This window comes from Vibrio sp. RM-69-4, from assembly GCF_024743775.1.
GTDB classification, from domain to species: domain Bacteria; phylum Pseudomonadota; class Gammaproteobacteria; order Enterobacterales; family Vibrionaceae; genus Vibrio; species Vibrio anguillarum.
Genome location: NZ_JAMQXI010000076.1, coordinates 897,888 through 920,765, shown reverse-complemented (window position 1 = coordinate 920,765; position 22,878 = coordinate 897,888). Strand labels below are relative to the sequence as shown.

The window sequence follows — 22,878 nt, the reverse complement described above, 5'->3', positions numbered from 1 at the left end:
CTCAATTTCATCTTCCTTTGTTACATTTAGTTCAATTACATGATCATGTTCACTCTATTGTGCTATGCAACCGAGTTACATTAACCACGTATTCAGATCGATCCATGGCGAGAACTTATATGAAAAAAAATGATGTAGATAATTTGCAGTACAATGGTGAAACAAACGGTGTTCATGGCTGGATGACTCCTTCTGGTCAACCTTACTACTGGCATCCTGATTGGCTTCATATCGCAGAAGATGCTACTGGCTTAAAGCCTAAACAAGCGTTAGATGTGGCAGAAAATGAGCAAGCAACAAAAAAACATGCCGTGTCGGCTATTTTGAAGCATATCAATCAATGGGCTTCAGAAAAGCTCGCCGAACACCCTGAAATAGAAACCGAAGCCATCGAATCTCAAATTGGCTTAAAAAAGTAACTACTACGACTTGTTGGGAGCGTCTCAACAAGTCGGTTTCAACTAAAAATAAATGAAGATCTGATCTATAAGTGCCTCGATGAAGCTCGTTGCAATATTTCCTGCGCTATTTGATTGAGTGGTAGCACCGAACAAGCACCACCACGTTCGATTGCCTCTTTGGGCATACCAAAAACGATACAGCTTGCTTCATCTTGTGCAACTGTATAGGCACCGCTCTCTTTCAACTCATGCAAACCTCGTGCGCCATCATCTCCCATTCCCGTCAAAATAAAACCGACAGCGTTAGGGCCTACATGTTTTGCCGCTGAGCGAAAAAGTACATCGACTGATGGTTTATGCCTGTTAACTGCGGGGCCATCTTTGATTTCAACTTGATAATGTGCACCACTTCGATTCAGTTGCATGTGACGGCCACCTGGAGCGATCAATGCCAACCCCGGAAGAACTCGGTCACCATTCTTTGCTTCCCTGACCTCTATTTGACAAAGCCCATTGAGCCGGTCAGCAAACATCGCAGTAAATTTTTCGGGCATATGTTGCACGATAACAATCCCCGGAGAGACTGCTGGCAATGCTGTTAAGATCGCTTCTAAAGCTTGTGTCCCACCTGTAGATGTGCCGATCACGACCACTTTTTGTGTGGTTTTCAATGTTAATGTCGGGTGATTCGGATTCGGCATTGTTTGCTGTACTTTCTTGAGTACATGAGGTTTGGGTTTAACAATATTTTCTAGCTTTGCTTGTGCAGCGGCGCGCACCGCACTTAACATTTCCTGCCGACTTTCTTGTAGAAAATCTTTCAACCCTGCTTTGGGTTTAGTGATAATCGTCAACGCACCCGCTTGCAATGCTTGCATAGTCACTTCCGCGCCACGTTCCGTCAGTGTAGAACAAATGATGACTGGCGTCGGATGCTCCGCCATCAGTTGCTTAAGAAACGTAATACCATCCATACGAGGCATTTCTACATCTAAAATAATCACATCTGGCCATTGAACAGCCATTTTTTTTTGAGCGAATATAGGATCAGAAGCGGGAGTAAGCACTTCAATATCAGGTTCATTACTCAACAAAGCGCTGATCACTTGCCGAACAACCGCGGAGTCATCCACGATTAATACTTTTATTTTTTTCATGTAATGCCTCTATAATTCGACACTCAATGGCTGATTAATAAGCTACCTCTCTTGCAGAAGATCGCCCATATTGAACCCAAACATCACCATTTTGGACATCAAAAAATACTTTACGATAACGCTTTCCACCCACATCATTGCGGCTTACTTGAAAACCGTGCTCTTTCAGTAACTGCATACCCAGTCGCACATTTTGTTGTGCAACATTTATCGAAGCGACTTTGCTGTAGTGATCTGCAAACATAGTGCTACCTCCAAATACTTTAACAACACATTCCTTAGGATTGATTTGATGTCGTCGGCACTGAAGGGAAAAGTACGCCACAACATCGCTAGCATAATAGCCTTCAGGTTGTTTGGCCTCTTCACCTAGGGCGGATCGCTGGCTCAACAGATAATGGCACATACCCACTAACTGCGTTTTTGGATGCCATAACGTAATGGCAACGCACGAACCCAGCAGCGTATGAATCCAACCTCTGTGATGACCAAAAAATATCTCACCAGGCATCAAGTTCAGAGCCTCTGTTTTAGATAAAAATTCGTTCGCCATTAATCACGAATCCCTCGTTTTTGATAGATAGACGGCTGCAGTAATTGCAAGTCATCGCAGTTAAGTCCATTTAATGTTTCAGAGTGGCCTATTAATAAAATACCGCCACTTTTTAATCGGTTCGTAACGTTACTGATGACTCTTTGTTTGGTATTTTGATCAAAATAAATCATCACATTGCGTAAAAAAATAAGATCAAAGTGACCAAGTTCATCCAACTGATTTTGTAAGTTCGCTAATCCGAATTTCACTTTTTTCCTTAATGAATTAACGATTTTCAATGTGTCATGCTTGGTATCAATGCCTTTTCGGCAATACGTTTTGAGATAGGCTTTCGGTATATGTTCATGGCGTAGCATCGGATAGATACCTTGTGATGCAATTTGCAACACTTGACTATTGATATCGGTACCAACTATTTGCCATTCTCCTTGGTAACGGCTGTCTAATAACATTGCCAGAGAATAAGCCTCTTCACCTGTCGAGCTTGCTGCGCTCCAGCAACGGATCTGTTTTTTCCCCCATACAGTAAAGAGATGGTGCTGGATGTAAGCAAAATGGGCCTCTTCTCTAAAAAAGTACGTTTCATTGGTGGTCAGCAAATTGATGGCTCGTTGCTGTTCAAGTTTGCGTACTTGCTGATCGCTAAATTTCGTCAAATACTCAAAATAGTCCCGATATGAACTTATACCGAGCTCTCTTAAGCGCCCGCTTAAACGCCCAACCACCAACGCTTTCTTACTGGGTGTTAGTGCGATACCTGCAGATTGATATATCCAGCCACGATACAACTCAAAGTCTGCATCACTGATGATGGACATTTGCTCCATGGCTGAATTCCCAAGTTGCTGAGATTTGTGCTTAACTTGCAAGTTCATTCTGCTCTTTGACCTGTTCCATCATGGCCAACTCTTCAACAGATAGGACTTTATCCTCCGCTAAAATAATGACAAACTCTTCATCGAATTGAGCCATACCACAAATAAATTCGGTCCGGATCTTGGTACCAAAATTAGGGGCAGGCCTCATAAACTTACTTGATATTTCAATGACTTCAGAAACACTGTCAACCATAACACCTAGGTCTTGACGCTGTTCTTCATTCGTCACTTCGATAATGACAACACAAGTCTTTTTATTCACTTCTTGCGGTTTAAGATAAAAACGCCGAGCTAGGTTGACGACAGGTACCACTTCACCACGCAAGTTAATAATGCCTTGAATGTAGTCAGGCATCATTGGCACCTGAGTTACTTTGCCATACTCTAATATTTCCTTAACATGCAAAATCGCAAAGGCGTACATTTCACCATTGAGCTGAAATGTTAAGTACTGTTGATCTTGTGCTAATTCTGTATTGGACTTAGCCAATATCATCGAGTTAGCCTCAACCGGGATAAGATTAGCCACATTCACCTCCAGCCACTAAAAGCGCACATACTCAGGTTCATCGTCCATAGAGACAAACTCAACATCTTTCTTCTGTTTAGGGCGTTGCTGCTCGTGGTGAACTGAAGATTTATTTGCTGCTTCACGGCGATTATTTTCTGTTTTGAAGAAGGTCATTAGTTGCTGGAGCTGCTGTGCTTGGCTACTCATCTCTTCAGAGGTCGACGCAAGCTCTTCTGATGCGGAAGCACTTTGTTGCGTGATACTGTTGAGCTGTTCCATCGCTTGGTTAATTTGTGTTGCTCCGGTTGCTTGTTCCATTGAAGCTGCGTTGATCTCTTGCACTAAATCGGATGTTCTTTGAATAGAAGGCACCATTTCATCCAGCAGTTTTCCGGCTTGTTCCGCTAAACCAACGCTATTTTTAGCAACCTCACCAATTTCTTGAGAAGCAACCTGACTGCGCTCTGCCAATTTTCGGACTTCGGCAGCCACCACAGCAAAACCTTTACCATGCTCGCCAGCTCTAGCAGCTTCGATTGCGGCGTTGAGCGCAAGTAAGTTAGTTTGATAAGCAATATCATCAATAATACCAATTTTCTCAGCTATTGATTTCATCGCTAACACGGTTTTAGCTACCGCTTCTCCACCTTCTTTCGCTTCTTTAGCCGCTTTACCTGCCATGCTATCAGTCACTTTCGCATTTTCAGTGTTTTGCGCGATTGAGGCTGACATCTGCTCTACCGACGAGGTAGTCTGTTCAACACTGGCCGCTTGTTCGCTCGCACCTTGACTTAAGTTCTGAGCGGTAGCTGAAACTTCTTCGGATGCAGAAGCCAATGCATTACTTGAGCTATTCACTTCACCTACGATGTCTGACAACTTGGCCACCATTTTTTGCATGGCTTCAAGCAAGCGACCCAATTCATCGCCTGACGTCGCTTCAATTTTACCTGTTAAATCACCCACAGCGAGTCGGTTAGCCAGCGACACTGCTTGCTCTAAAGGATTACAGATCCCGCGGATCAAGGTAACCGCAAATCCAATACCAAACAGTAGCCCCAATATAATTGATCCAATGGCTATCATTTGTAGGTTGTCATAAAGCTCAACCTCATGGTTATAAACATTCTGCGCTTCATTAGATTGCAGCTGAATTAATGCATTTACTGTTTTTTCAACGGGTGCATAGAGTGGGCGCACTTTATCTACCGCAAGGCGAGTCGCTTCATCAATGTCTAAACGTCGCAAAGCATCAATTGTTGGTTGCAGCGCTTGTTCAACAAAGGCTTTATTTTGTTCTTCAAATTGTGTTGCTAATTCAGCCTCCTCCTTGGTTAATTTAGTTAACTTGTATTTGCCCCATTTGTCATCAATCACTTTGAGGTGGTTCTCAACCGTCTCAATCTGAGCACGAATAATATCCGCTTCTGGGTACAGTTGTGAGAAAGCCAGCGCTATACGATTGCTCAGAAGACGAGATTTAATGTCACCGATAGACAGTGCTGGTACGGTTCGGTCATAGTAGACCGTTTCTAGCCCATGCAGTGTTTTTTGCATGCCATAAAGCCCAAGTGATCCGACTACAATGAGTAACAAACTTAAGATGCCAACTAGCATACTTAGTTTGAATTTAACTGAAATATTTTTAAACATAGCCTATTCCTTTCTGACGATGTAATTGAGCCAAGTTAGTGCATTGCCAATAAGCGATGCTTCGACTCTTCCTTCATAATATGTTGTGATAAACTGGCGATATCTAAGATAAGAGCAATATCTCCGCTGCCCAAAATAGTCGAACCGCTGATTCCTTTAACCCGTGAAAAAATCGGCCCAAGTGGCTTAATTACGGTTTGTAATTCCCCCAACAAATTATCCACGATCAAACCAGCACTTTGCCCTGCACTACTGACCACCACCACATTTTGGCGTTTTGAGCGACGCACAGTGAGGTTAAATTGCACTCTTAAATCAATTAAAGGCAGCACTTGTCCCCTGAGATTAATATAAGGTTTGCCTTGGCCATCTTTGAGCCACTGGTCATCAAGTTCGATGCATTCTTGAACGGCATCCAATGGCACAACGAAGGTTTCGCTACTCACTTCAATTAAAAAACCATCAATGATCGCGAGTGTGAGCGGCAATACAATGCGGATAGTTGTTCCTCGATTAAGTAGGCTGTGAATCTCTACTCGACCTCGCAAATCAGTAATATTTCGCTTCACTACGTCCATACCGACACCGCGTCCTGAAATATTGGAAACCTGCTGGGCCGTTGAAAAGCCGGGCTCAAAAATGAGCTGAAAAATCTCGTCATCGCTCACGAGTTGGTTTTCATCAAGTAGCCCTTTTTCAATCGCTTTTGCGCGCAATTTTTCGCTGTTGAGCCCTTTTCCGTCATCGCTCACATCGATCACTATATTGCCTGAGTCATGGTAAGCATTGAGCGTGATGGTGCCGTGAGAAGGTTTACCATTTGCGACACGCTCTTCCTCTGTTTCAATGCCGTGGTCAATCGCATTGCGCACTAAATGCATTAAAGGATCGCCAATTTTTTCAATCACTGATTTATCTAATTCGGTATCCGCACCGGTAATCGTGAGATGAATACTTTTGTTTAGCTCCTTCGCCATATCACGAACAACGCGTTGAAAACGGGCAAATGTCGCACCGATAGCCACCATTCTAAGCTGTAGTGCCGCGTCTCTGACTTCTTCGAGAAGGCCATTAAGCCGTGCAACAGATTCAATCATTACATTTTCGCCAATTAGCTCCGCCTGTAATGCACTGCCGGCACCTGCGGTGACCAATTCCCCGACTAAATTAATTAAGGTATCTAACTTTTCAGCATCCACTCGCAAGCTTTTTTGCTCTTTGGTTAGCGCCTCTCGGGCTTTACTTTGTTTATCGACCGCCGCATTGAGTACGGGTGCTAATTGAGCATCAGCCTGAGTGATAATTTCGCCTATGGGTATCGCGTCCGAACTCGCTTCTCGCCGCTCACTTTGTTGCTGCAATGCACGCTTCAATTCAGTCTCAGTGAGCGCGCCACAACGAACTAATATTTCGCCAATTCTATAATTTTCATCGGGCATTGATTGAATGTGCTCAATGAAGTCACCCACTTTGGCACTGGGTGGAAAGATGCGAACGTCACCTTCTTCACGAATGAATTCAAACACGTCTTCGATTTGTTGTTTAGATGCCGGCGAATAGAAACGCAGTTCAAAACCCAAATAACAACATTCCGGATCAAAGTTGTGCCAATCAGGTAATTTTCGGTCGACCGCCTCGATATAAATAACCTCTCCCAGCGTAGTTAAATAAGAAAGAAAAGAGAGCGGATCCATACCATCTTGGAATGCATGAAGCGGGAAAGTTAAAGAGATATGCCAGCAGAAATTGTCGAGTGCGGTGTGATCAGGTTCAGATTCCGTGGCTGGTGAATGACTTTCTGGTTCAGATTGACCTAAAAACTCAGACAATCGGGCTCCTAAGCGCTGTCCGGTAACGTCATCTTCTGATGACTCTTGCCCCGTTTGAGCATCATCAATCAAGCTCACCATGTGATCGCGGCACTCAAGCAACAAGGAAATATGCTTTTCATGCAACTTAAGTTGTTCTGAGCGCAATAAATCAAGCAAGCTTTCTACTTTATGAGTAAAACGAACGATCTCATTTAAGTTAAATATCCCTGCTGAGCCTTTTACAGTATGCGCTGCTCGGAAAATTGCGTTTAATCGCTCATTTAAGCCATCAAGATTCCCGCTATCCAGTTCAAGAAGGTCAGATTCCATCCCTTCAAGCAACTCCCTACTCTCATTAAAATAAGTTTGGAGCGCCGCAGCCATCATTTCGTCCATAGTATCTCCCTGGGGCTTCGTCATTAGCTTGTCACTTTGTCTTATTGTGAACTCGAAAGAACGATAGGGTCATGAAACCATCCCACTAGCCCCAGTTTACCCAGCACATCCACCACGACTTCACTGTGATGAATCAGTTCACATCCCTCTTCTATTCTTGCTTTTTTAAATGCCATCAATACTTGTACGCAACTGCTGTCCAGAGCAGTGACTTGGGAAAGTTCAATGGCGATCTTCTCGCTATGAGACACAAAAGGGGTCAGCTGCTCAAACAAATTTCGAGCCTCATAAATCGTCAGTTCACCGTCAAGTTTTAACATTAATTGCTCATCGGTTTGGTGTGGAGTCAGCATAATCCCCCCTTAGGCTTGGATCAGTTTTGCTACGGCGGCAAGCATCTGTTCAGGTGCAAAGGGTTTTACAACCCAAGCTTTCGCACCCGCAGCACGACCCTGTTCTTTCTTCGATGCCTCAGATTCAGTTGTGAGCATAATCACCGGCGTAAATTTTGTGTCTGGCCTTTGCTTCAGCTCTTTAAGTAAGGTAATGCCATCCATATTCGGCATATTTACGTCGCTGATGACCAAATGAACACGATTCCCGGCCAATTTGGATAATGCATCTTTACCATCATGAGCTTCGATCGTCTGATAGCCTGCTCCTTTTAAGGTCATACTCACAACCTGCCGAATTGAAGCCGAATCATCTACAACAAGTACCGTTTTGTTCATCACAGAGTTCCTCATTTATTCATTTACGGTTCTCAAAAGAAAGTAATGTCCGTGCTAGTCACCTTGCTTTTCACCTCAGTAACCTTGCCTTTGTGGCTTTCATGCTGTTCTATCATGGTGTAGTTCTTGGTCATTTTTTCCAGCCATTTTTGCGGGGATAATTCGCCTGCGATCGCATGATTGCTGTCTTGTTTGAGCAGCTCTAATGAGTCACTGAGTTCTTTGAGATTGGTGCTGATTTGCTCTAATATTTGGCTTACTCGGTCTTGAAATTGCAATTTCACAATCACACTACTGATTGTTTCCTTCACCGAAAATGCATCTTCTTTTAACCGCTCAGACTGTTGCTGTAAGGTTTGTGCCATATCTTGGAAGTGGTTAATGACATAATCGATACGCTGCTCGGTTTGTTCCATTTGTTCACTCTCAGCCGCAATAGCCATTTCAGCCGTCTTAAATGTAGTATTAATCGCATCACTGACAACGTTCACTTTCTCCGTCATGCTGCTAGCGATCTCCCTTGAACGTTGTGAAAGGTTACGCACTTCATCGGCCACCACTGCAAAACCTCGACCTGCCTCTCCTGCTCTGGCTGACTCAATGGCAGCATTAAGTGCTAATAAGTTGGTTTTTTCAGCAATGCCCACCACATCGGTTGCCATTTTTTTTAAATCGACTGTGTATTGATCAAGGCTGCGCATTTCATCAAGCATATGCTCTCTTGTCTTTTGGCTTTCTCTAAGCTCATCAACCGCTTTAGAAAGCATGGCTCGACAACGCTCAATTTCGCTCATTAAATTACGCTCATCTTTTAAGGTTGAGCCTTGCGAGAAGGAGAGTGCTTGTGAAAGCTGCGTGACAAGATCACCAAATTGCTGGCTCAGTTGAGTAACAGAATCGGTAAGTTGCACATTGGCTAAATCAATATGACGAGACCACACTGGCAGAGATTGAGCAAAGAGAGGCTCTAAAGAATGATATCCATCCAGTTGGATCTCTTGTGTTTGAGAAAGGTGTTCAATCGTCTTTTTTTGAGCTTTGACTTGGGAAATGAAGGATTCGTAATTCCAAATTGCATAGCTAACACTAGCAAAAGTAACAAATAATAGAGCCCAAACACCAAAATGTGTTGGCTGTGGCATAAGAGCAACTATCGACAATAGCACTAAGGGCACGTAAACACGTACCAGCCTAATGAGGAGCATGATTTATTATCCTTTAGCCATAAAACACTGACGAAAGCTATGACGTTATGTAAGAAGTTGTTATGCAACGCCTAGAGCTCATAACTAAAGATAGGAAAGCTTAGAGGAATCTGCAATGTAGTCGGTAGATGTAATTTTACTTTTGTTGTGTTAGGTAATTTTAAACAGTCCACTCTTATCAGTCAGAGTAATGATTGACTTTCGTTAAGTTCGGCTGAGTAACGTCATTAAGCCCTCTCCTCTGTTCTCATAACATGACGCACTGATCGGATCACATTGGCTTTATTTTATTTAGCTATCTTTCCTAGAAATACATCACTAGAATCCATCGCTTTTCTGATCCTCCGCACATCGGTTAATCACGAAAACACAACATTGAACGAATTTAATCACCTAAACTTAAGCATCACATACTGTAATGAAATCAAATTCATGAATAATACCAAGCGAAACAACAGCCAACTCACCGCACTGCTCTACCTCTTAGCTGCGCTGCTATTTGCCACCTATGGCGGACGAATATGTCCGATGTTGTCCAGTTTAAGCGCATTAGAAATCACAGCCCATGTGACGATTAGCGTATTTTGTGCATGGGTAATGCGTCTATATGTCTTTATTCACCATGATTGGGCAAAAACAGAGCAGTATGCAAAACTCGATAGTGTTTTGTTTTTTCTTGTCAGCATTCCACTATCTCTTTACTACAATCAGTACTATCAATTCACTATCGATAGCAACGTAAAAGTCCTGTTTGGTTTAACACTGTTTGGTTTCTTTACCGGAAGCTTATTACAACTCATCGCCAAACGAGCTCAATATCGCCAGCACGCAGTACAATTGAATCGTCAACAACTCCAAGGTGAGCGACATTCGATTGTTAAGCAGATGATCGGGTTAATGATGCTGATGATCATCACTCTGACAGCCACACTCACCATGGTCGCGGTGAAAGATCTTTTTTGGCTTGAACATAACCCTGCCAGTTTAATCAATGGACATGGCAAGATAAGTATTATTAAAGAGTTTATTTATGTTTCTTTGGTTTTGGGCGGTTATGTGATCGCTATCCTCTGGCAGTGGGGAAAGCTGATGAAGCAAATATTGCACGCTCAAGAGCATTCGCTATGCCAAGTGACTCAAGGTGATATAGCACAACGCTTACCGATTTTTGAAAATAACGAGTTAGGTTCTGTAGCTTGGTTGACCAATAAAATGTTGGATAGCCTACAAAACTCACAGGATGAAGTAAAAACCACGCGTGATGTCGCCATCGTCAGCCTGGCCGCTTTAGCTGAATCTCGCGATAATGAAACTGGCGCTCATATTTTACGTACTCAAGAATATGTCAAAGTACTCGCGCAATATCTAAGCCAAAAACCGAAATATCAGCCTTTATTAACGCCCACTTATATTGATTTACTCTACAAATCAGCCCCATTGCACGACGTTGGCAAAGTCGGTATCCCTGATGCCGTCCTACTGAAACCCGGCAAGCTCACCGATGATGAGTTCATTATTATGAAGGGGCACCCTGAGATCGGCGCACAAGCGCTGTCGATTGCCGAGCAGCACCTTGGCACAAGTTCCTTTTTAGCAATCGCGAAAGAAATCGCCCTCACTCACCATGAAAAATGGGATGGTTCGGGCTATCCAAAACAACTCAAAGGGGAAGAGATTCCACTCTCAGGCCGTTTAATGGCACTGGCTGATGTATATGATGCGCTCATCTCAAAGCGCGTTTACAAACCCGCGTTTTCTCATGATGAAGCAAAAGCCATCATTCTACAGGGCGAAGCGACACATTTTGACCCACAAGTCGTAGAGGCTTTTTTGAGTGTTGAACAACAATTTGTCGCCATTGCCGCTCGCCATCAGGATAAACATTAATCTCTTATTACAGTGACTCCTCCGCTCAACGGCAAAATATCGTATTTGATGATGAATTTTGCCGTTGAGCTGACTACTTCTCAAAGTAAAACCTATTTAATCTCCCCGCCTGAAAACGGTGGATGATAGAGTTTTTTTAAAAAAATCGCCTTTTTGTTCATGATTCTTAGCCAACACAAATTATTTTCAGTTTTTCTGTTTTGTGTGTTGTAACGGATATTTCATAAAGGTATAAATACCTTAATTTTATGTTTCTAAAATCCCTTCTAACACTTTACATGGATGATGATTATGTTTGAAAAAGTTGTCGCAGCTCCGGCTGACCCTATTCTTGGTTTAACCGAAGAGTTTAAAAAAGATCCTCGCACTGAAAAAATTAACCTCGGTGTTGGTATCTACAAAAATGAAGCAGGTGAAACACCTGTTCTTGCGACAGTAAAGAAAGCGGAAGCGGCGTTGCTTGAGTCTGAAAAGACCAAATCTTATCTCACCATTGAAGGTACTGCTGAATATGGGCTCGCGGTACAAAAACTGCTGTTTGGCGATGAATCTGAGATTGTGACGCAAAAGCTCGCAAAAACGGCGCAAGCGCCCGGTGGTACTGGTGCACTGCGTGTAGCAGGTGAATTTATTAAGCGTCAAATCGGCGACGTGAAAGTGTGGATCAGCAACCCAACATGGGCAAACCATCACGGTGTTTTTAATGCGGCTGGTTTAGAAACCACGCAGTATTCGTACTACAATGCCGAAACGAAAGATAAAGATTTCGCAGCGATGCTTACCGATCTTGAGCAAGCTCAAGCGGGTGATATTGTTCTTCTACACGGGTGCTGCCACAACCCAACTGGCATTGATCCAACCGATAAAGAGTGGGAAACGTTAGCAAAATTAGTCGCTGATAAAGGGCTTCTTCCTCTGTTTGACTTTGCTTATCAAGGTTTTGCGAAAGGTGTTGAAGAAGACGCACAAGGCCTACGTACTTTTGCGAAATACAATAAAGAGATCTTAGTGGCGAGCTCATTCTCTAAAAACTTCGGTTTGTACAATGAGCGCGTGGGTGCGTTTACCATCGTTGCTGGCTCAACAGATGTCGCTGAAACAACTTTCTCACAAATCAAAGCGATCATTCGTTCCATTTACTCAAACCCACCAGCGCACGGTGCTGCGGTCGTTACTTATATCCTCAACAACGCCGAACTGCGCGCAGAATGGGAAAACGAAGTGACAGAAATGCGTGAACGTATTCAAGAGATGCGTGAGCTGTTTGTTACCACCCTAAAAGCCGAAGGTGTGAAGGCTGATTTTAGCTTTATTGAACGTCAAAATGGCATGTTCTCTTTTTCTGGTTTGAACAAGGAACAAGTTGCTCGTCTGAAAGATGAATTAGCAATTTACATCGTCGGTTCCGGCCGTATCAGCGTGGCAGGCATGACGAAATCGAATATGGGCCCACTGTGCAAAGGTATTGCAGCGGTTCTATAATCGATAATGATAAGAAATAGACAACAATAGCCGCCACTTGTCGGCTATTTTTTTATCTTCAATTCACTGAAATGACACTTGATTCACCTCAAAGCGCGTACACTTTCCCCTCTTGCCTGCAAAGCACGTTCTTTTCATGTAGTATAACTCTCTGAATCCTATGTCCAATGCCACCGATGTAACCGGATCCCTTTGACAAGTTACATCGTTTAGCTGGCTCACGACGTCAGAATCCCACAATATGAACTCCGAAACACAAGGAAGCCTCCATGGAAGCAGAATTAATTGAAATCAAGAACTTCCTTGCTCAGTATCCACCGTTCAATGAACTACCTGAAGAAACACTGATCGAAGTGACGCAGAGCGTAGAAATCTCCTATTTTCGACAAGGTACACCCATCATTCATTTTGGTGATCATATCCAGGACTTATATTTGATCCGCAGCGGCGTCGTCGAGGTGTACCGTCGCAAAGGCGAATTATACAACCGCCTAACCGAAGGCGGTTTATTTGGTCAAATGGGGCTATTGACCAATAACCGTGTTCGTTTTCCGGTCACAGCGATTGAAGATACGCTGGTTTATTGTATTCCAGAGGCAAGGTTTCAGGATTTATATGACAACTATGATTCCTTTGCTGATTTCGTTGAAGTGCAAGATAACGCGCGCCTTCGCCAAGCCGTACTGAGTAAAACAGAGCAGAATGATCTCACCACCTCGAAAGTGCGAACCTTACTCAGCCGAGAAGCCCCTTTCGTTTACAAAACAGAAACCATTCAACATGCGGCGATCAAGATGGCGGAAGAGAGTATCTCTTCACTGCTGGTGATTGACCCTGATATTTTGCAAGAGAGTGACGACGATAACAGCCCGGTAATCGGCATCCTGACTGACCGAGATCTCTGCACGCGTGTATTAGCCGTTGGCATCGATCCTAATCACCTCGTCACGGAAGTGATGACAACGGAGGTTATCTCATTAGATCATAATGCTTATGTCTATGAGGCCATGCTGAAAATGCTTCGGTACAATGTTCATCATCTTCCTATACTCAAAGAAAAAAAGCCGATCGGTATTATTGAAGCGACCGATATTGTTCGTTATGAATCACAAAACTCATTACTGTTGGTCAGTCGTATCTTTCAGCAACAAAGCGTTGAAGAGTTAGCCACACTGTCGCACCAAGTCAAAGACAGTTTTGTTCGTTTAGTCAATGAAGATGCAAACTCACATATGATCGGCACGGCGATGTCAGTGATTGGCCGTAGCTTTAAACAAAGAATCATTGAACTTGCCGAAGAATTACTAGGCTCGCCGCCTATTCCATACTGCTTTTTAGCCTTGGGTTCTATGGGCCGTGATGAACAGTTAATTGTCACGGACCAAGATAACGCTTTAATTTTGGACGATAGCTATGAAGAAACACAGCATGGTGCTTATTTCGAAGCGTTCGCCAAATTTGTCTGCGACAGCTTAGATCAATGCGGTTACAGCTACTGTACGGGGGACATTATGGCCAGTAACCCGATGTGGCGTATGACTCGTAAAGAATGGGAAGCCTGCTTTGCCGATTGGATAGATAACCCTAACCCTAAGGCGCTATTGAATGCATCCATCTTTTTTGACTTATACGGAGTGTGTGGCAGGACCAAATGGGCAGAACAACTGAATGGGTTTATTGTACGGCGAGCACGCAAAAATAATCGATTTCTTGCATGCCTTGCACGAAATGCACTGAACCGCACGCCACCATTGGGGTTTTTCAAAGACTTTGTGATGGAAAAAGATGGACGACACAATAACACCATCAATTTAAAACGTCGCGGCACTGCACCGTTAGCGGATTTAATCCGTGTGCATGCATTGGCTGTCGGTTCACGTTCTACCAACTCGTTTGAACGTTTAGATGACATCATTGAAGCCGGAATTCTACCCAAAGGACGGGCGCAAGATCTGCGTGACGCAATGGAGTTTATCGCGATGGTACGCATTCGCCACCAAGCGGCTGACGTTGAACAAGAAATAGAGCCAGATAACAATATCGAGCCAGAAAACCTATCTGATTTTGAAAGACGTAACTTAAAAGATGCGTTTCAAATCCTAAGCAATGCGCAAAATTTCTTGAAATTCCGTTATCAAGCCAGCAATAACTTTAAGTGAGAGTGATGATTAAACAATGGTTTCAAAAACCGAGCATCGATTGGGTAGCAAAATATGCCAATAAGCAGTCGTTGGTTAACCATCCGTTACTCAAAGATTTTTATTCAAGGCCGATTGCTAAGGGTAGCACGCCAATCGATGAAATAGAGTTTGTCGCTTTAGATTTGGAAACAACGGGTTTAAGTGCGCAGCATGATGACATTATCACCATTGGCTTGGTGCCTTTTACCTTAAACCGTATCTATCTCAACCGCTCTAAACATTGGATAGTTCGGCCACGCCAAGCGTTAAAAGAGGATTCGGTGGTTATCCATGGCATCACACACAACGATATTTTAGATGCGCCAGATTTGGCAGAAGTGCAGGAGTCGATACTGAAGGCCTTATCTGGAAAAATTGTTGTGGTCCATTACCGTCATATTGAACGTAGCTTTCTCAATCAAGCATTAAAAGTGCGATTGGGTGAAGGCATTGAGTTCCCGGTGATCGATACTTTGCAATTGGAAACGCAAATTCAACAACGGTTACATGGAGGTTTATGGAACCAGTTAAAAGGGCAAAAACCACAATCAGTGCGTTTAGGGCAAGCGCGAGCGCGTTATGGGCTACCAGCGTACACTCCACACCACGCTTTAGTTGATGCTATTGCCACCGCGGAATTATTCCAAGCACAAATCGCTCATCATTTTGATCGGCAGCAAAGTGTCCGAACGTTGTGGCTATAACTTTTTGATTTTCCTTTAAAGGGATTCTTTCTTCAAGGTTTAGTACCGTGATCGACACGAGCAAAAAAAGAGGAACCCATGTTAGGTTCCTCTTTTTTAATCACATCTCGGCTTTTACGCTTAGAACTTACAGCTTAAAGCGACGAATTTCATTTTCTAACTGATGCGAAAGCTCAGAAAGTTGTGATGCTTGTGCTGCTGCTTCATGCGCTTCTTGTGCAAGATCGTTAGACACATCGCGGATCCCTTCCGTGTTTCGAGTAATTTCAGACGTCACAGAAGCTTGCTCTTCAGCGGCCGAGGCAATTTGCGTCGCCATGTCACTGATGCGCTCAACTGAATTATGAATTTGCATCAAACTTGCTGCAGCGGCGTTCGCATCATCTACGCTGGTTCCAGCAAGCATACGGCTATCACCCATAATGCCAACCGCTTTACCCGTCGTTGATTGCAACGTTTCGATCATCTGCTGAATTTCTTTTGTCGAAGCGTGTGTACGTTGGCTAAGCACACGAACTTCATCGGCAACCACCGCAAAGCCACGGCCTTGCTCACCAGCACGCGCCGCTTCAATCGCCGCATTCAATGCTAGCAGGTTAGTTTGCTCTGCTATGTTTTGAATAGTCGCCAGAATCGTATTGATGTGTTTACCGTGTGCTTCCAGCTCAAGGATAACATCAGTGGCCACTTGAACTTCTTGAGCCAGATTTTGAATCGAACCTTGTGTTTGTGAAACTTGATTCGAACCATGTACGCAAGCCGTTACCGCTTCACCAGAGTTTTGAGCGGTATGATCTGCGTTACCGGCAATCTCTTGTGTAGCTGCGGCCATTTCATTGATGGCCGTAGCCACCATATTAATTTCATCTTGTTGTAAACGGATACGCGCACTACGCTCTTTGGCTTGAGCGGCCGTCTGTTTTGACTGTTCAGACAACGCAGCAGAAACAAAGCTGAGTTTAGAAACCATAGTGTGCATGTTACCGACAAAGGTATTGAAGTTTTGTGCTAATTGCCCAACTTCATCATCACTTCTTGGTTCAAGACGTTGAGTTAAATCACCGTCTCCGGAAGCAATTTCCTCTAAGGCTTTGGATACTCGGCTAAGATCTCTAAACAAAAAGCTCACTAACCAAGAGACGATCACAATCACAGCGATAGTAATCACAAGTGCAGTCACAATTAGGTCAATGAGCAAGGATGTATGCGCTGCTTCTTCCGTTGCACGATCCATTTGGATAGCAAAGATCCAATCGGTTTGCGGCACTTTCGCGAAGTAAAATAGCTTATCAACACCTTGTAATGACGCGTCTTCAACGGTACCTGAAGCCACTGCTTGCTCTATCATGTTCATCGTCAACGTCTTCGACAATGACGACACTGGTTTTAATAAGAAATTTTTATCTGGATGCGCTAAAAAGGTTCCATCTTGCGCATCAATCAACATCGCGTAGGCATTTTTGCCCGCATCTAAACTGATGACATCTTGGATCAACTGATCAATTAACACATCGGCACCAACGACGCCGACAAATTGCCCATTGCGACGCACAGGATCTGCAATTGTCACCAACAGTGCATTGGTGATCGCGTCTTTATAAGCGGTGGTGATAATTTGTTTATTCGCTGAAACGGCATCTTTATACCAAGGACGTTGGCGAGGATCATAGTCAGCACGGTTACGCTCAGGGTGTGAACGATACATCTCACCTTGCGGTGTACCAAAGAAAATATCATCAAAGCCACCCGCTTTGCGAGCTTGCTGTAAGAAAGGAACGACATCATCTTGAGCGGTGTAGTCATTAAAAGCGGTTGAGATCTCTTTACGGACCACAATCCAGTCCGAAATGCCTTTCGCAGCGGCAGCTGACAAGCTTTCTGCCCGCGAATATACGCCATTTCGAGTTTGTTCAAAGAGTTGATCAGCGGCTAGCCAAGTCAACGCGCTCGCCATAACGACGACGGCAGAAAGACTGGCACCGATTAGCTTTTGCTTTAAGGTTAATTTCATTGGTTTGCAGAATGTTAGATACAGGAACGGAGGCGAATATTAACCAGATTTAACACAAGATGCACGAAATATATGTCGAATTCTGACACAAGATAACCATTTGCTTTTCTTAGTATTTTAGCAAAACACTCTAATGACGATCGTCAAAAAAACATCAAAAAAGGCGACTTTCGTCGCCTTTTCAAATCAATGTCGAAATTAACGTTTCAAGAGCTCGGTTCGCATTCCCAACAGTAGGCTGACACACATCAGCAGCAGCACGATAGTAAATGGCAGCGCCGTTGATATGGCGGCAGCTTGCAACGCTTCAATAGCATTGGTGCCACCAATCCATAACAAGGCTACGGCGATAGCGCCTTCCATCAACGCCCAGAAAATACGCTGTAGGACAGGGGCATCCACTTTGCCTCCAGCAGTAATACTATCAATGACCAGTGACCCTGAATCTGATGAGGTGATAAAAAATACCAACACTAACACAACCGCAATCACTGAAAGTAACGTGCCATAAGGCAGTGCATCAAACATTTGGAACATCGCCAGTGGCACTTCGGTCAAACCATTCGCGCCTAATTGGCCAACATTGTTGATGACTTGATCAATCGCCAAACCACCAAATACAGACATCCAAATCAAGGTAACAGCAGTAGGTACTAATAATACGGCGGTGAGGAACTCGCGGATAGTACGACCTTTTGATACTCGCGCAATGAACATTCCAACAAATGGTGACCATGAAATCCACCAAGCCCAATAGAACACTGTCCAACCTTGGAACCAAGCCTCATCAGTTCGACCGTGCGGGTTACTGAGTGGGATGATATTTTCAATATACGCCATTAATGTGGTTGGAATGGATGAAAAGGTTACGGTATAGCCAATCAGTGCAACCAAAATCAGCAGCAAGAACGCAACGATCATATTGATGTTACTGATGACTTTGACACCACCATCAATACCACGCACCACGGATACCACTGCTAATAAAGTAACGACGGTAATCACGACAATTTGTAAGCCCATTCCGGCATCAATGCCAAACACATGATGAATACCACTAGCCGCTTGTTGAGCCCCCAGCCCTAATGACGTTGCTAAGCCAAACAATGTTGCTAATACAGCCAGAATATCAATGATATGCCCTGCCCAGCCCCAAGCACGATCGCCAAGCAACGGGTAAAAAATAGAGCGAATAGAAAGCGGAAGCCCTTTGTTGTAAGTAAAGAACGCAAGGGAAAGCGCTACCACACCGTAAATGGCCCAAGGGTGTAGACCCCAATGGTACATGGTTGCACCTAATGCTAGTTTAGCCGCTTCGGGTGTGTTGGCTGCAACACCTAAGGGCGTCTCATACCAACCGGTAAAATACGCCACAGGTTCAGCGACACTCCAGAACATGAGACCAATACCCATCCCTGCGGCAAACAGCATAGAGAGCCAAGAAATAAAAGAGTAGTCTGCTGTCGCCTCTTGGCCACCTAAACGTATTTTACCAAAGGGAGAAACTATCAAGCCTAAGCAAAACAGCACAAAAAGATTACCCGACCAAATAAACAGCCAGTCAAAAGTGCCAATAATTTTCCATTTAACGCCATCAAGCACGCTCTTCGCAACCTCAGGATCAACGACTAAAGCGGCGACTAAAAATAGCGCAATAAATCCGGCGCTAAAGCCAAACACTGGGTTATGAACATCAAACCCCCACTTTTGCACGTTATCTTGCCCGACAGTGTAGTCAGTACTGTCGATACTGTACTTATCAATACCCTTTGTCATTTTACCTCTCTAGAAATCTAGACATGATTTTTCAGTTGAGATTAATAACCATGAGAACGAAACAATTTTAAGAAAAAAAACCAAAAATAACTTCGTACTCATAGCAATTTGTTTTTCAATATGCTGAATACCCTACCAACATCACAGAAAAATTCCACTAAAAATCAACAAAAAATGCCATAAAAGGCAAAAATCAAGCCTATAAGGTTAAATGTCAACCAATTTAGGGGAGAAATCGAAAGCAAAAACATTTGAGCACTAATCATTTCACATCTCAACTTATACACTCATCATCTTAGACCAAAACAAAAGAGGTCGAATGCTACTTTTCAAGTGAAAAGAACTGCGCTATGGTCCCCGCTTATTAATAACTTTCTTTTTGGGACAATGAGTTTGGAAAAACATGAAGAAGTTTTGATCTCAATTCGACAAATTATCCGCGCAATTGATCTGCACTCTAAAAAACTGAATAGAGACGCTGGGCTTACTGGTCCCCAGCTTATTTTAATGCGCTCAATTCAAACCCTTGGTGAGGTGACTATCCGCACATTGTCGGATCATACGAACATGAGCCAGGCCACTGCCACCACCATTTTGGATAGATTAGAGCGCAACGGATACGTACAGCGAATTCGCAGCAATACCGATAAACGAAAAGTGCACGCCCATTTAACGGACGAAGGTAAGAAGCTGCTAGAAAAGGCACCGCAACCATTGCAAGAAAGCTTTGTCGAACAATTTAGGCAGCTTCAAGAGTGGGAGCAAAGCTTGTTGCTCTCATCAGTACAACGTTTATCTTCTATGATGAATGCCGAAAACATCGATGTCGCACCGATGCTCGAAATTGGCTCTATTACCAAAGAAGAGTAGCTTTGATTGCATTTTAAAATTTGATCGTAAAAAAGCCTCGGAGCTACCGAGGCTAATTCATTCACAACGAACAGCAGATTAAATGGCTTTATAGATAACTTTGTTGCCTGCTAACTGCTCTTTCACTACCAGATTTTCTTCTACTAGTTTCTTGAGTGCGCCAGTGGCCCAAGCGGCAGCTTTCGCATCTTCTTGACCAGCACTTAAGCCGATCGATTTAGGATTCATACCTTCTGTGTGGTTAGCGACGATATCTAAAACCTGTTGCTGTTTTGGCGTTAACGCAACATCCACTTTTTTAGAGTTCGCCGCCGCTTTCTCCACAACTACTTTTGTTGCAGCGGTTTTTGCTACGGTCGATTGCGCTGTTACAGGCTTTGCTGATTGAGAGGCGATCAAGTTTGCAACAGTCGCTTTAATACGCTTTTGCAATTTTGCCTGCACCTTACGCTTATGAGCAAGTCTCATCGAATATTTCTCCATTTCACTGCGTTTCAAGCAGTGGTGAAAATTTGAAGCGCGTTTTATATCAAAAATCGTCCTCGATTTGTAGGGCATAGCACAGATTGAGGGGCAAAAACGCATTTTGATGCGGTAACTGACTACAATTTATACAGGCCGCAACAGCCAACAACGATGCTGTAGCTCGAAGGAGTTTCACTGGTTTATGCACACCCAACATTTGTCTAATACGCGCTTTTCTCTGCAATCACCTGTGGTTAAATGGGTCAATACGACTTGTATCATCGCTTCAATTTGCATTGTCATGTTCTCATCCAACATTATTCATGCGCTGCTGTTAGTAAGTGCACTGGCAGTGACTCTAATCACCTTCTATCTTTTGATTTTGAAAGGAAAAGTTAGCTACACCCTAACCGCTACCCATTTTCAGCAGCATCTCTTTAAAGGAGGTTGGGTCGTAAAATGGAACAATATTAGCCGCATTGGGGTATGCAGTTATGAATATCATGGTTGGCACCAGCCTTTGCCTTGGATTGGGATCAAACTGAAGGATTATTCACCTTACCTTGAGAGTGTGTGTCCCAGAATCGCTAGTGAGATCTTGCTCAGCCAGCGCGCGCTGCTCTACTTAGGAGCAAAACAACAGCGCAAAGAGACTCAATTTGAAGATTTGGTACTCGACAACGCACCTTACACTGCGCCAAACGGTAATTACTATCATGGTCTTATGGCAATGTTAGCCAATCGGATGCGCTATCAACGGCAATTTTTTGATTATGATATTTTTATCTCAGCGCACGATCTGGATCGTGACGCCGAGGCGTTTGTAGGGCTGATTCGGCGCTACCTCGCGGCGGCCGAACCAGACTAAGACATGATTTAATGGGCGCAGAAGGAACACTCTGAGCCTAATCAAGATCAATACAGGGGCATTTCATCTGCGACATAAGGGTTATTGGCACGTTCACGGCCAAAAGTCGATTGCGGACCATGGCCGGGCACAAACGTCACATCGTTGCCAAGTGGCCATAGCTTAGTTTTGATCGAGTGAATCAGGGTATTGAAATCACCTTGCGGGAAATCCGTACGGCCGATACTACCGTTAAACAATACATCACCAACAAACGCCAATTTCGCTTGCTGGCTAAACAGCACCACGTGACCGGGCGTGTGGCCGGGCGTGTGCAATACTTGTAGAGTTTGAAGGCCAAACTTCACTTCATCACCGTCATTAAGCCATTGGGTAGGTTCAAAGGCTTCCGTCAGTGGAAAACCAAACATTTGGCTTTGGCCTTCGAGGCCTTGTAGCCAGAAGTTGTCCGCTTTATGTGGTCCAATAATATCGACGCCGCCCAACTGCTGCGCCAGCGGTTCGGTTCCACCGACATGATCTAAATGACCATGAGTAAGAACCAAACTGACCACTTTTACCCCGAGTTCATTGATCAACATCACGAGCTGTTTCACATCACCGCCAGGGTCAACCACGATCCCTTCCATGGTGTCATCACACCAAACGATAGAGCAGTTTTGAGAGAAGGAAGTGACGGGCACTACTTGATACTTTAACGACATACTAAAACCTTGTTCGAATTCGCAGTTGGCCGAACTATGACATTGACACTTTCATTTGACAAGTCACGAACAGCCTTATGACCAATGACGTACAGGTCCAGTATCAATGTGCACAAAATCACTGCTAGGATAATAACCAACACCGCCAGCGCCCAATTCGATCGCCGCTTCGCGTACTTGACTCAACTGAATACCATCTAACCGAAAATCAATTGCTTGGCCTAGCATATGGAAACTTTTCTTAGCAACCCCAGAGGAGTGAGTGCGCAACCTTTCATTGGTGGCAGGAGATCGATAACCAGAGATGATTTGTACTTCCGCTTGAGTGCCAAGTAGAGATTGAATTTTCGATATTTGGTCAAATAGATTTTTGTCCATTGGATGGACTTCGTTGCGGCGGAAATCACGGCAAATATGGTTGAGCCGATCAAGCTCAGATCGAACATAGCGAACACCGTTGAAATAACAGGTTTCAAGTGTTTCACCGGTATGTAAATTATTCATCGCGAGTATGCGAGAGGTTTCAGGGTACGATGCCAATACTATTTGGGGGGCACACGCCGCTACAACTACACCACTACCAGCCAATTTTATAAAATGACGACGAGAAACTAACAAGGTTGGATACCTTC

21 protein-coding genes are annotated in these 22,878 nt (G+C 43.9%); 7 read left to right on the top strand and 14 right to left on the bottom strand.

Translation table 11 applies throughout. From position 1 onward, the window contains the following. Positions 1–119 precede the first annotated feature (119 nt). Positions 120–419: a hypothetical protein gene (locus NB504_RS16360; protein ID WP_017043621.1), complete on the top strand. Its 300-nt coding sequence runs from the start codon at positions 120–122 to the stop codon at positions 417–419. Positions 420–484: 65 nt separating this feature from the next. On the opposite strand, the gene NB504_RS16355 is transcribed toward NB504_RS16360, so the two are convergent. Genes NB504_RS16355 through NB504_RS16315 form a run of 9 tightly spaced genes read right to left on the bottom strand, consistent with a single transcriptional unit; the run spans position 485 to position 9,299 of the window. Beyond that, positions 485–1,558: a chemotaxis response regulator protein-glutamate methylesterase gene (locus NB504_RS16355; protein ID WP_017044770.1), complete on the bottom strand. Its 1,074-nt coding sequence runs from the start codon at positions 1,556–1,558 to the stop codon at positions 485–487. Between the two features lie 34 nt (positions 1,559–1,592). Continuing rightward, on the bottom strand, positions 1,593–2,111 hold the full coding sequence (locus tag NB504_RS16350) for a chemotaxis protein CheD (RefSeq protein WP_258429322.1): 519 nt from the start codon (positions 2,109–2,111) through the stop codon (positions 1,593–1,595). Next, positions 2,111–2,989, bottom strand: coding sequence for a protein-glutamate O-methyltransferase CheR (locus NB504_RS16345; protein ID WP_064625292.1), 879 nt, complete (start codon positions 2,987–2,989; stop codon positions 2,111–2,113). The genes NB504_RS16350 and NB504_RS16345 overlap by 1 nt, the downstream gene beginning before the upstream one ends. Beyond that, entirely contained in the window at positions 2,973–3,521 is a 549-nt protein-coding gene (locus tag NB504_RS16340; protein WP_228209078.1) for a chemotaxis protein CheW, read from the bottom strand. Before NB504_RS16340 ends, NB504_RS16345 begins: the two co-directional genes overlap by 17 nt. A 15-nt stretch (positions 3,522–3,536) precedes the next feature. After that, positions 3,537–5,156: a methyl-accepting chemotaxis protein gene (locus tag NB504_RS16335; protein ID WP_094164230.1), complete on the bottom strand. Its 1,620-nt coding sequence runs from the start codon at positions 5,154–5,156 to the stop codon at positions 3,537–3,539. Between the two features lie 35 nt (positions 5,157–5,191). Then, on the bottom strand, positions 5,192–7,387 hold the full coding sequence (locus NB504_RS16330; RefSeq protein ID WP_309303451.1) for a chemotaxis protein CheA: 2,196 nt from the start codon (positions 7,385–7,387) through the stop codon (positions 5,192–5,194). 17 nt (positions 7,388–7,404) lie between these two features. Next, the gene (locus NB504_RS16325; RefSeq protein WP_258429320.1) at positions 7,405–7,716 is read right to left on the bottom strand and encodes a lipid asymmetry maintenance protein MlaB; all 312 of its coding nucleotides are present in this window, start codon (positions 7,714–7,716) and stop codon (positions 7,405–7,407) included. Positions 7,717–7,725: 9 nt separating this feature from the next. Then, positions 7,726–8,109, bottom strand: coding sequence for a response regulator (locus NB504_RS16320; RefSeq protein ID WP_013856759.1), 384 nt, complete (start codon positions 8,107–8,109; stop codon positions 7,726–7,728). Positions 8,110–8,126: 17 nt separating this feature from the next. Next, a complete protein-coding gene (locus NB504_RS16315) occupies positions 8,127–9,299 on the bottom strand; it encodes a methyl-accepting chemotaxis protein (RefSeq protein ID WP_013856758.1) in 1,173 nt (390 codons plus the stop codon). Between the two features lie 432 nt (positions 9,300–9,731). Here NB504_RS16315 and NB504_RS16310 point away from each other — a divergent pair, with 432 nt between their 5' ends. The 4 genes from NB504_RS16310 to NB504_RS16295 all read left to right on the top strand — a co-directional run bounded on the left by NB504_RS16310 (position 9,732) and on the right by NB504_RS16295 (position 15,552). Then, the gene (locus NB504_RS16310; protein WP_258429319.1) at positions 9,732–11,186 is read left to right on the top strand and encodes an HD domain-containing phosphohydrolase; all 1,455 of its coding nucleotides are present in this window, start codon (positions 9,732–9,734) and stop codon (positions 11,184–11,186) included. Positions 11,187–11,477: 291 nt separating this feature from the next. After that, positions 11,478–12,668, top strand: coding sequence for an amino acid aminotransferase (locus NB504_RS16305; RefSeq protein ID WP_088721173.1), 1,191 nt, complete (start codon positions 11,478–11,480; stop codon positions 12,666–12,668). Positions 12,669–12,937: 269 nt separating this feature from the next. Continuing rightward, positions 12,938–14,827 carry a putative nucleotidyltransferase substrate binding domain-containing protein gene (locus NB504_RS16300; RefSeq protein ID WP_013856754.1) on the top strand — a complete coding sequence of 630 codons (1,890 nt, stop codon included), beginning with the start codon at positions 12,938–12,940 and terminating at the stop codon, positions 14,825–14,827. Positions 14,828–14,832: 5 nt separating this feature from the next. Further along, complete coding sequence (locus tag NB504_RS16295; RefSeq protein WP_405054818.1) at positions 14,833–15,552, top strand: 3'-5' exonuclease; 720 nt, start codon at positions 14,833–14,835, stop codon at positions 15,550–15,552. 127 nt (positions 15,553–15,679) lie between these two features. Here NB504_RS16295 and NB504_RS16290 read toward each other — a convergent pair whose 3' ends face one another. Further along, a complete protein-coding gene (locus NB504_RS16290; RefSeq protein WP_017043629.1) occupies positions 15,680–17,563 on the bottom strand; it encodes a methyl-accepting chemotaxis protein in 1,884 nt (627 codons plus the stop codon). Between the two features lie 198 nt (positions 17,564–17,761). Then, complete coding sequence (locus NB504_RS16285; RefSeq protein WP_017044778.1) at positions 17,762–19,339, bottom strand: BCCT family transporter; 1,578 nt, start codon at positions 19,337–19,339, stop codon at positions 17,762–17,764. Between the two features lie 393 nt (positions 19,340–19,732). Here NB504_RS16285 and NB504_RS16280 point away from each other — a divergent pair, with 393 nt between their 5' ends. After that, positions 19,733–20,209 (top strand): MarR family winged helix-turn-helix transcriptional regulator, encoded by a 477-nt coding sequence (locus NB504_RS16280; protein WP_010320725.1) that lies wholly within the window; start codon positions 19,733–19,735, stop codon positions 20,207–20,209. Between the two features lie 78 nt (positions 20,210–20,287). Here the strand turns inward: NB504_RS16280 and NB504_RS16275 are convergent, their stop codons facing one another. After that, the gene (locus NB504_RS16275; protein WP_161439660.1) at positions 20,288–20,677 is read right to left on the bottom strand and encodes a MarR family transcriptional regulator; all 390 of its coding nucleotides are present in this window, start codon (positions 20,675–20,677) and stop codon (positions 20,288–20,290) included. A 199-nt stretch (positions 20,678–20,876) separates the two neighbouring features. Between NB504_RS16275 and NB504_RS16270 the strand changes: the two genes are divergently transcribed. Continuing rightward, the gene (locus NB504_RS16270) at positions 20,877–21,542 is read left to right on the top strand and encodes a DUF2982 domain-containing protein (RefSeq protein WP_064625306.1); all 666 of its coding nucleotides are present in this window, start codon (positions 20,877–20,879) and stop codon (positions 21,540–21,542) included. A gap of 47 nt (positions 21,543–21,589) precedes the next feature. Here the strand turns inward: NB504_RS16270 and NB504_RS16265 are convergent, their stop codons facing one another. Continuing rightward, positions 21,590–22,246: an MBL fold metallo-hydrolase gene (locus NB504_RS16265; RefSeq protein ID WP_010320728.1), complete on the bottom strand. Its 657-nt coding sequence runs from the start codon at positions 22,244–22,246 to the stop codon at positions 21,590–21,592. Between the two features lie 75 nt (positions 22,247–22,321). After that, positions 22,322–22,864 (bottom strand): YcbK family protein, encoded by a 543-nt coding sequence (locus NB504_RS16260; RefSeq protein WP_047691839.1) that lies wholly within the window; start codon positions 22,862–22,864, stop codon positions 22,322–22,324. Positions 22,865–22,878: the final 14 nt, after the last annotated feature.

Excerpts from the sequence above, each read along its gene's own strand:
- NB504_RS16315 (WP_013856758.1), bottom strand. The coding sequence starts at position 9,299 with ATGCTCCTCATTAGGCTGGTACGTGTTTACGTGCCCTTAGTGCTATTG.
- NB504_RS16350 (WP_258429322.1), bottom strand. The coding sequence starts at position 2,111 with ATGGCGAACGAATTTTTATCTAAAACAGAGGCTCTGAACTTGATGCCT.
- NB504_RS16305 (WP_088721173.1), top strand. The coding sequence starts at position 11,478 with ATGTTTGAAAAAGTTGTCGCAGCTCCGGCTGACCCTATTCTTGGTTTA.
- NB504_RS16330 (WP_309303451.1), bottom strand. The coding sequence starts at position 7,387 with ATGACGAAGCCCCAGGGAGATACTATGGACGAAATGATGGCTGCGGCG.
- NB504_RS16265 (WP_010320728.1), bottom strand. The coding sequence starts at position 22,246 with ATGTCGTTAAAGTATCAAGTAGTGCCCGTCACTTCCTTCTCTCAAAAC.
- NB504_RS16310 (WP_258429319.1), top strand. The coding sequence starts at position 9,732 with ATGAATAATACCAAGCGAAACAACAGCCAACTCACCGCACTGCTCTAC.
- NB504_RS16335 (WP_094164230.1), bottom strand. The coding sequence starts at position 5,156 with ATGTTTAAAAATATTTCAGTTAAATTCAAACTAAGTATGCTAGTTGGC.
- NB504_RS16275 (WP_161439660.1), bottom strand. The coding sequence starts at position 20,677 with ATGAGACTTGCTCATAAGCGTAAGGTGCAGGCAAAATTGCAAAAGCGT.
- NB504_RS16290 (WP_017043629.1), bottom strand. The coding sequence starts at position 17,563 with ATGAAATTAACCTTAAAGCAAAAGCTAATCGGTGCCAGTCTTTCTGCC.
- NB504_RS16300 (WP_013856754.1), top strand. The coding sequence starts at position 12,938 with ATGGAAGCAGAATTAATTGAAATCAAGAACTTCCTTGCTCAGTATCCA.
- NB504_RS16345 (WP_064625292.1), bottom strand. The coding sequence starts at position 2,989 with ATGAACTTGCAAGTTAAGCACAAATCTCAGCAACTTGGGAATTCAGCC.
- NB504_RS16270 (WP_064625306.1), top strand. The coding sequence starts at position 20,877 with ATGCACACCCAACATTTGTCTAATACGCGCTTTTCTCTGCAATCACCT.
- NB504_RS16320 (WP_013856759.1), bottom strand. The coding sequence starts at position 8,109 with ATGAGGAACTCTGTGATGAACAAAACGGTACTTGTTGTAGATGATTCG.
- NB504_RS16355 (WP_017044770.1), bottom strand. The coding sequence starts at position 1,558 with ATGAAAAAAATAAAAGTATTAATCGTGGATGACTCCGCGGTTGTTCGG.
- NB504_RS16360 (WP_017043621.1), top strand. The coding sequence starts at position 120 with ATGAAAAAAAATGATGTAGATAATTTGCAGTACAATGGTGAAACAAAC.
- NB504_RS16325 (WP_258429320.1), bottom strand. The coding sequence starts at position 7,716 with ATGCTGACTCCACACCAAACCGATGAGCAATTAATGTTAAAACTTGAC.
- NB504_RS16295 (WP_405054818.1), top strand. The coding sequence starts at position 14,833 with ATGATTAAACAATGGTTTCAAAAACCGAGCATCGATTGGGTAGCAAAA.
- NB504_RS16285 (WP_017044778.1), bottom strand. The coding sequence starts at position 19,339 with ATGACAAAGGGTATTGATAAGTACAGTATCGACAGTACTGACTACACT.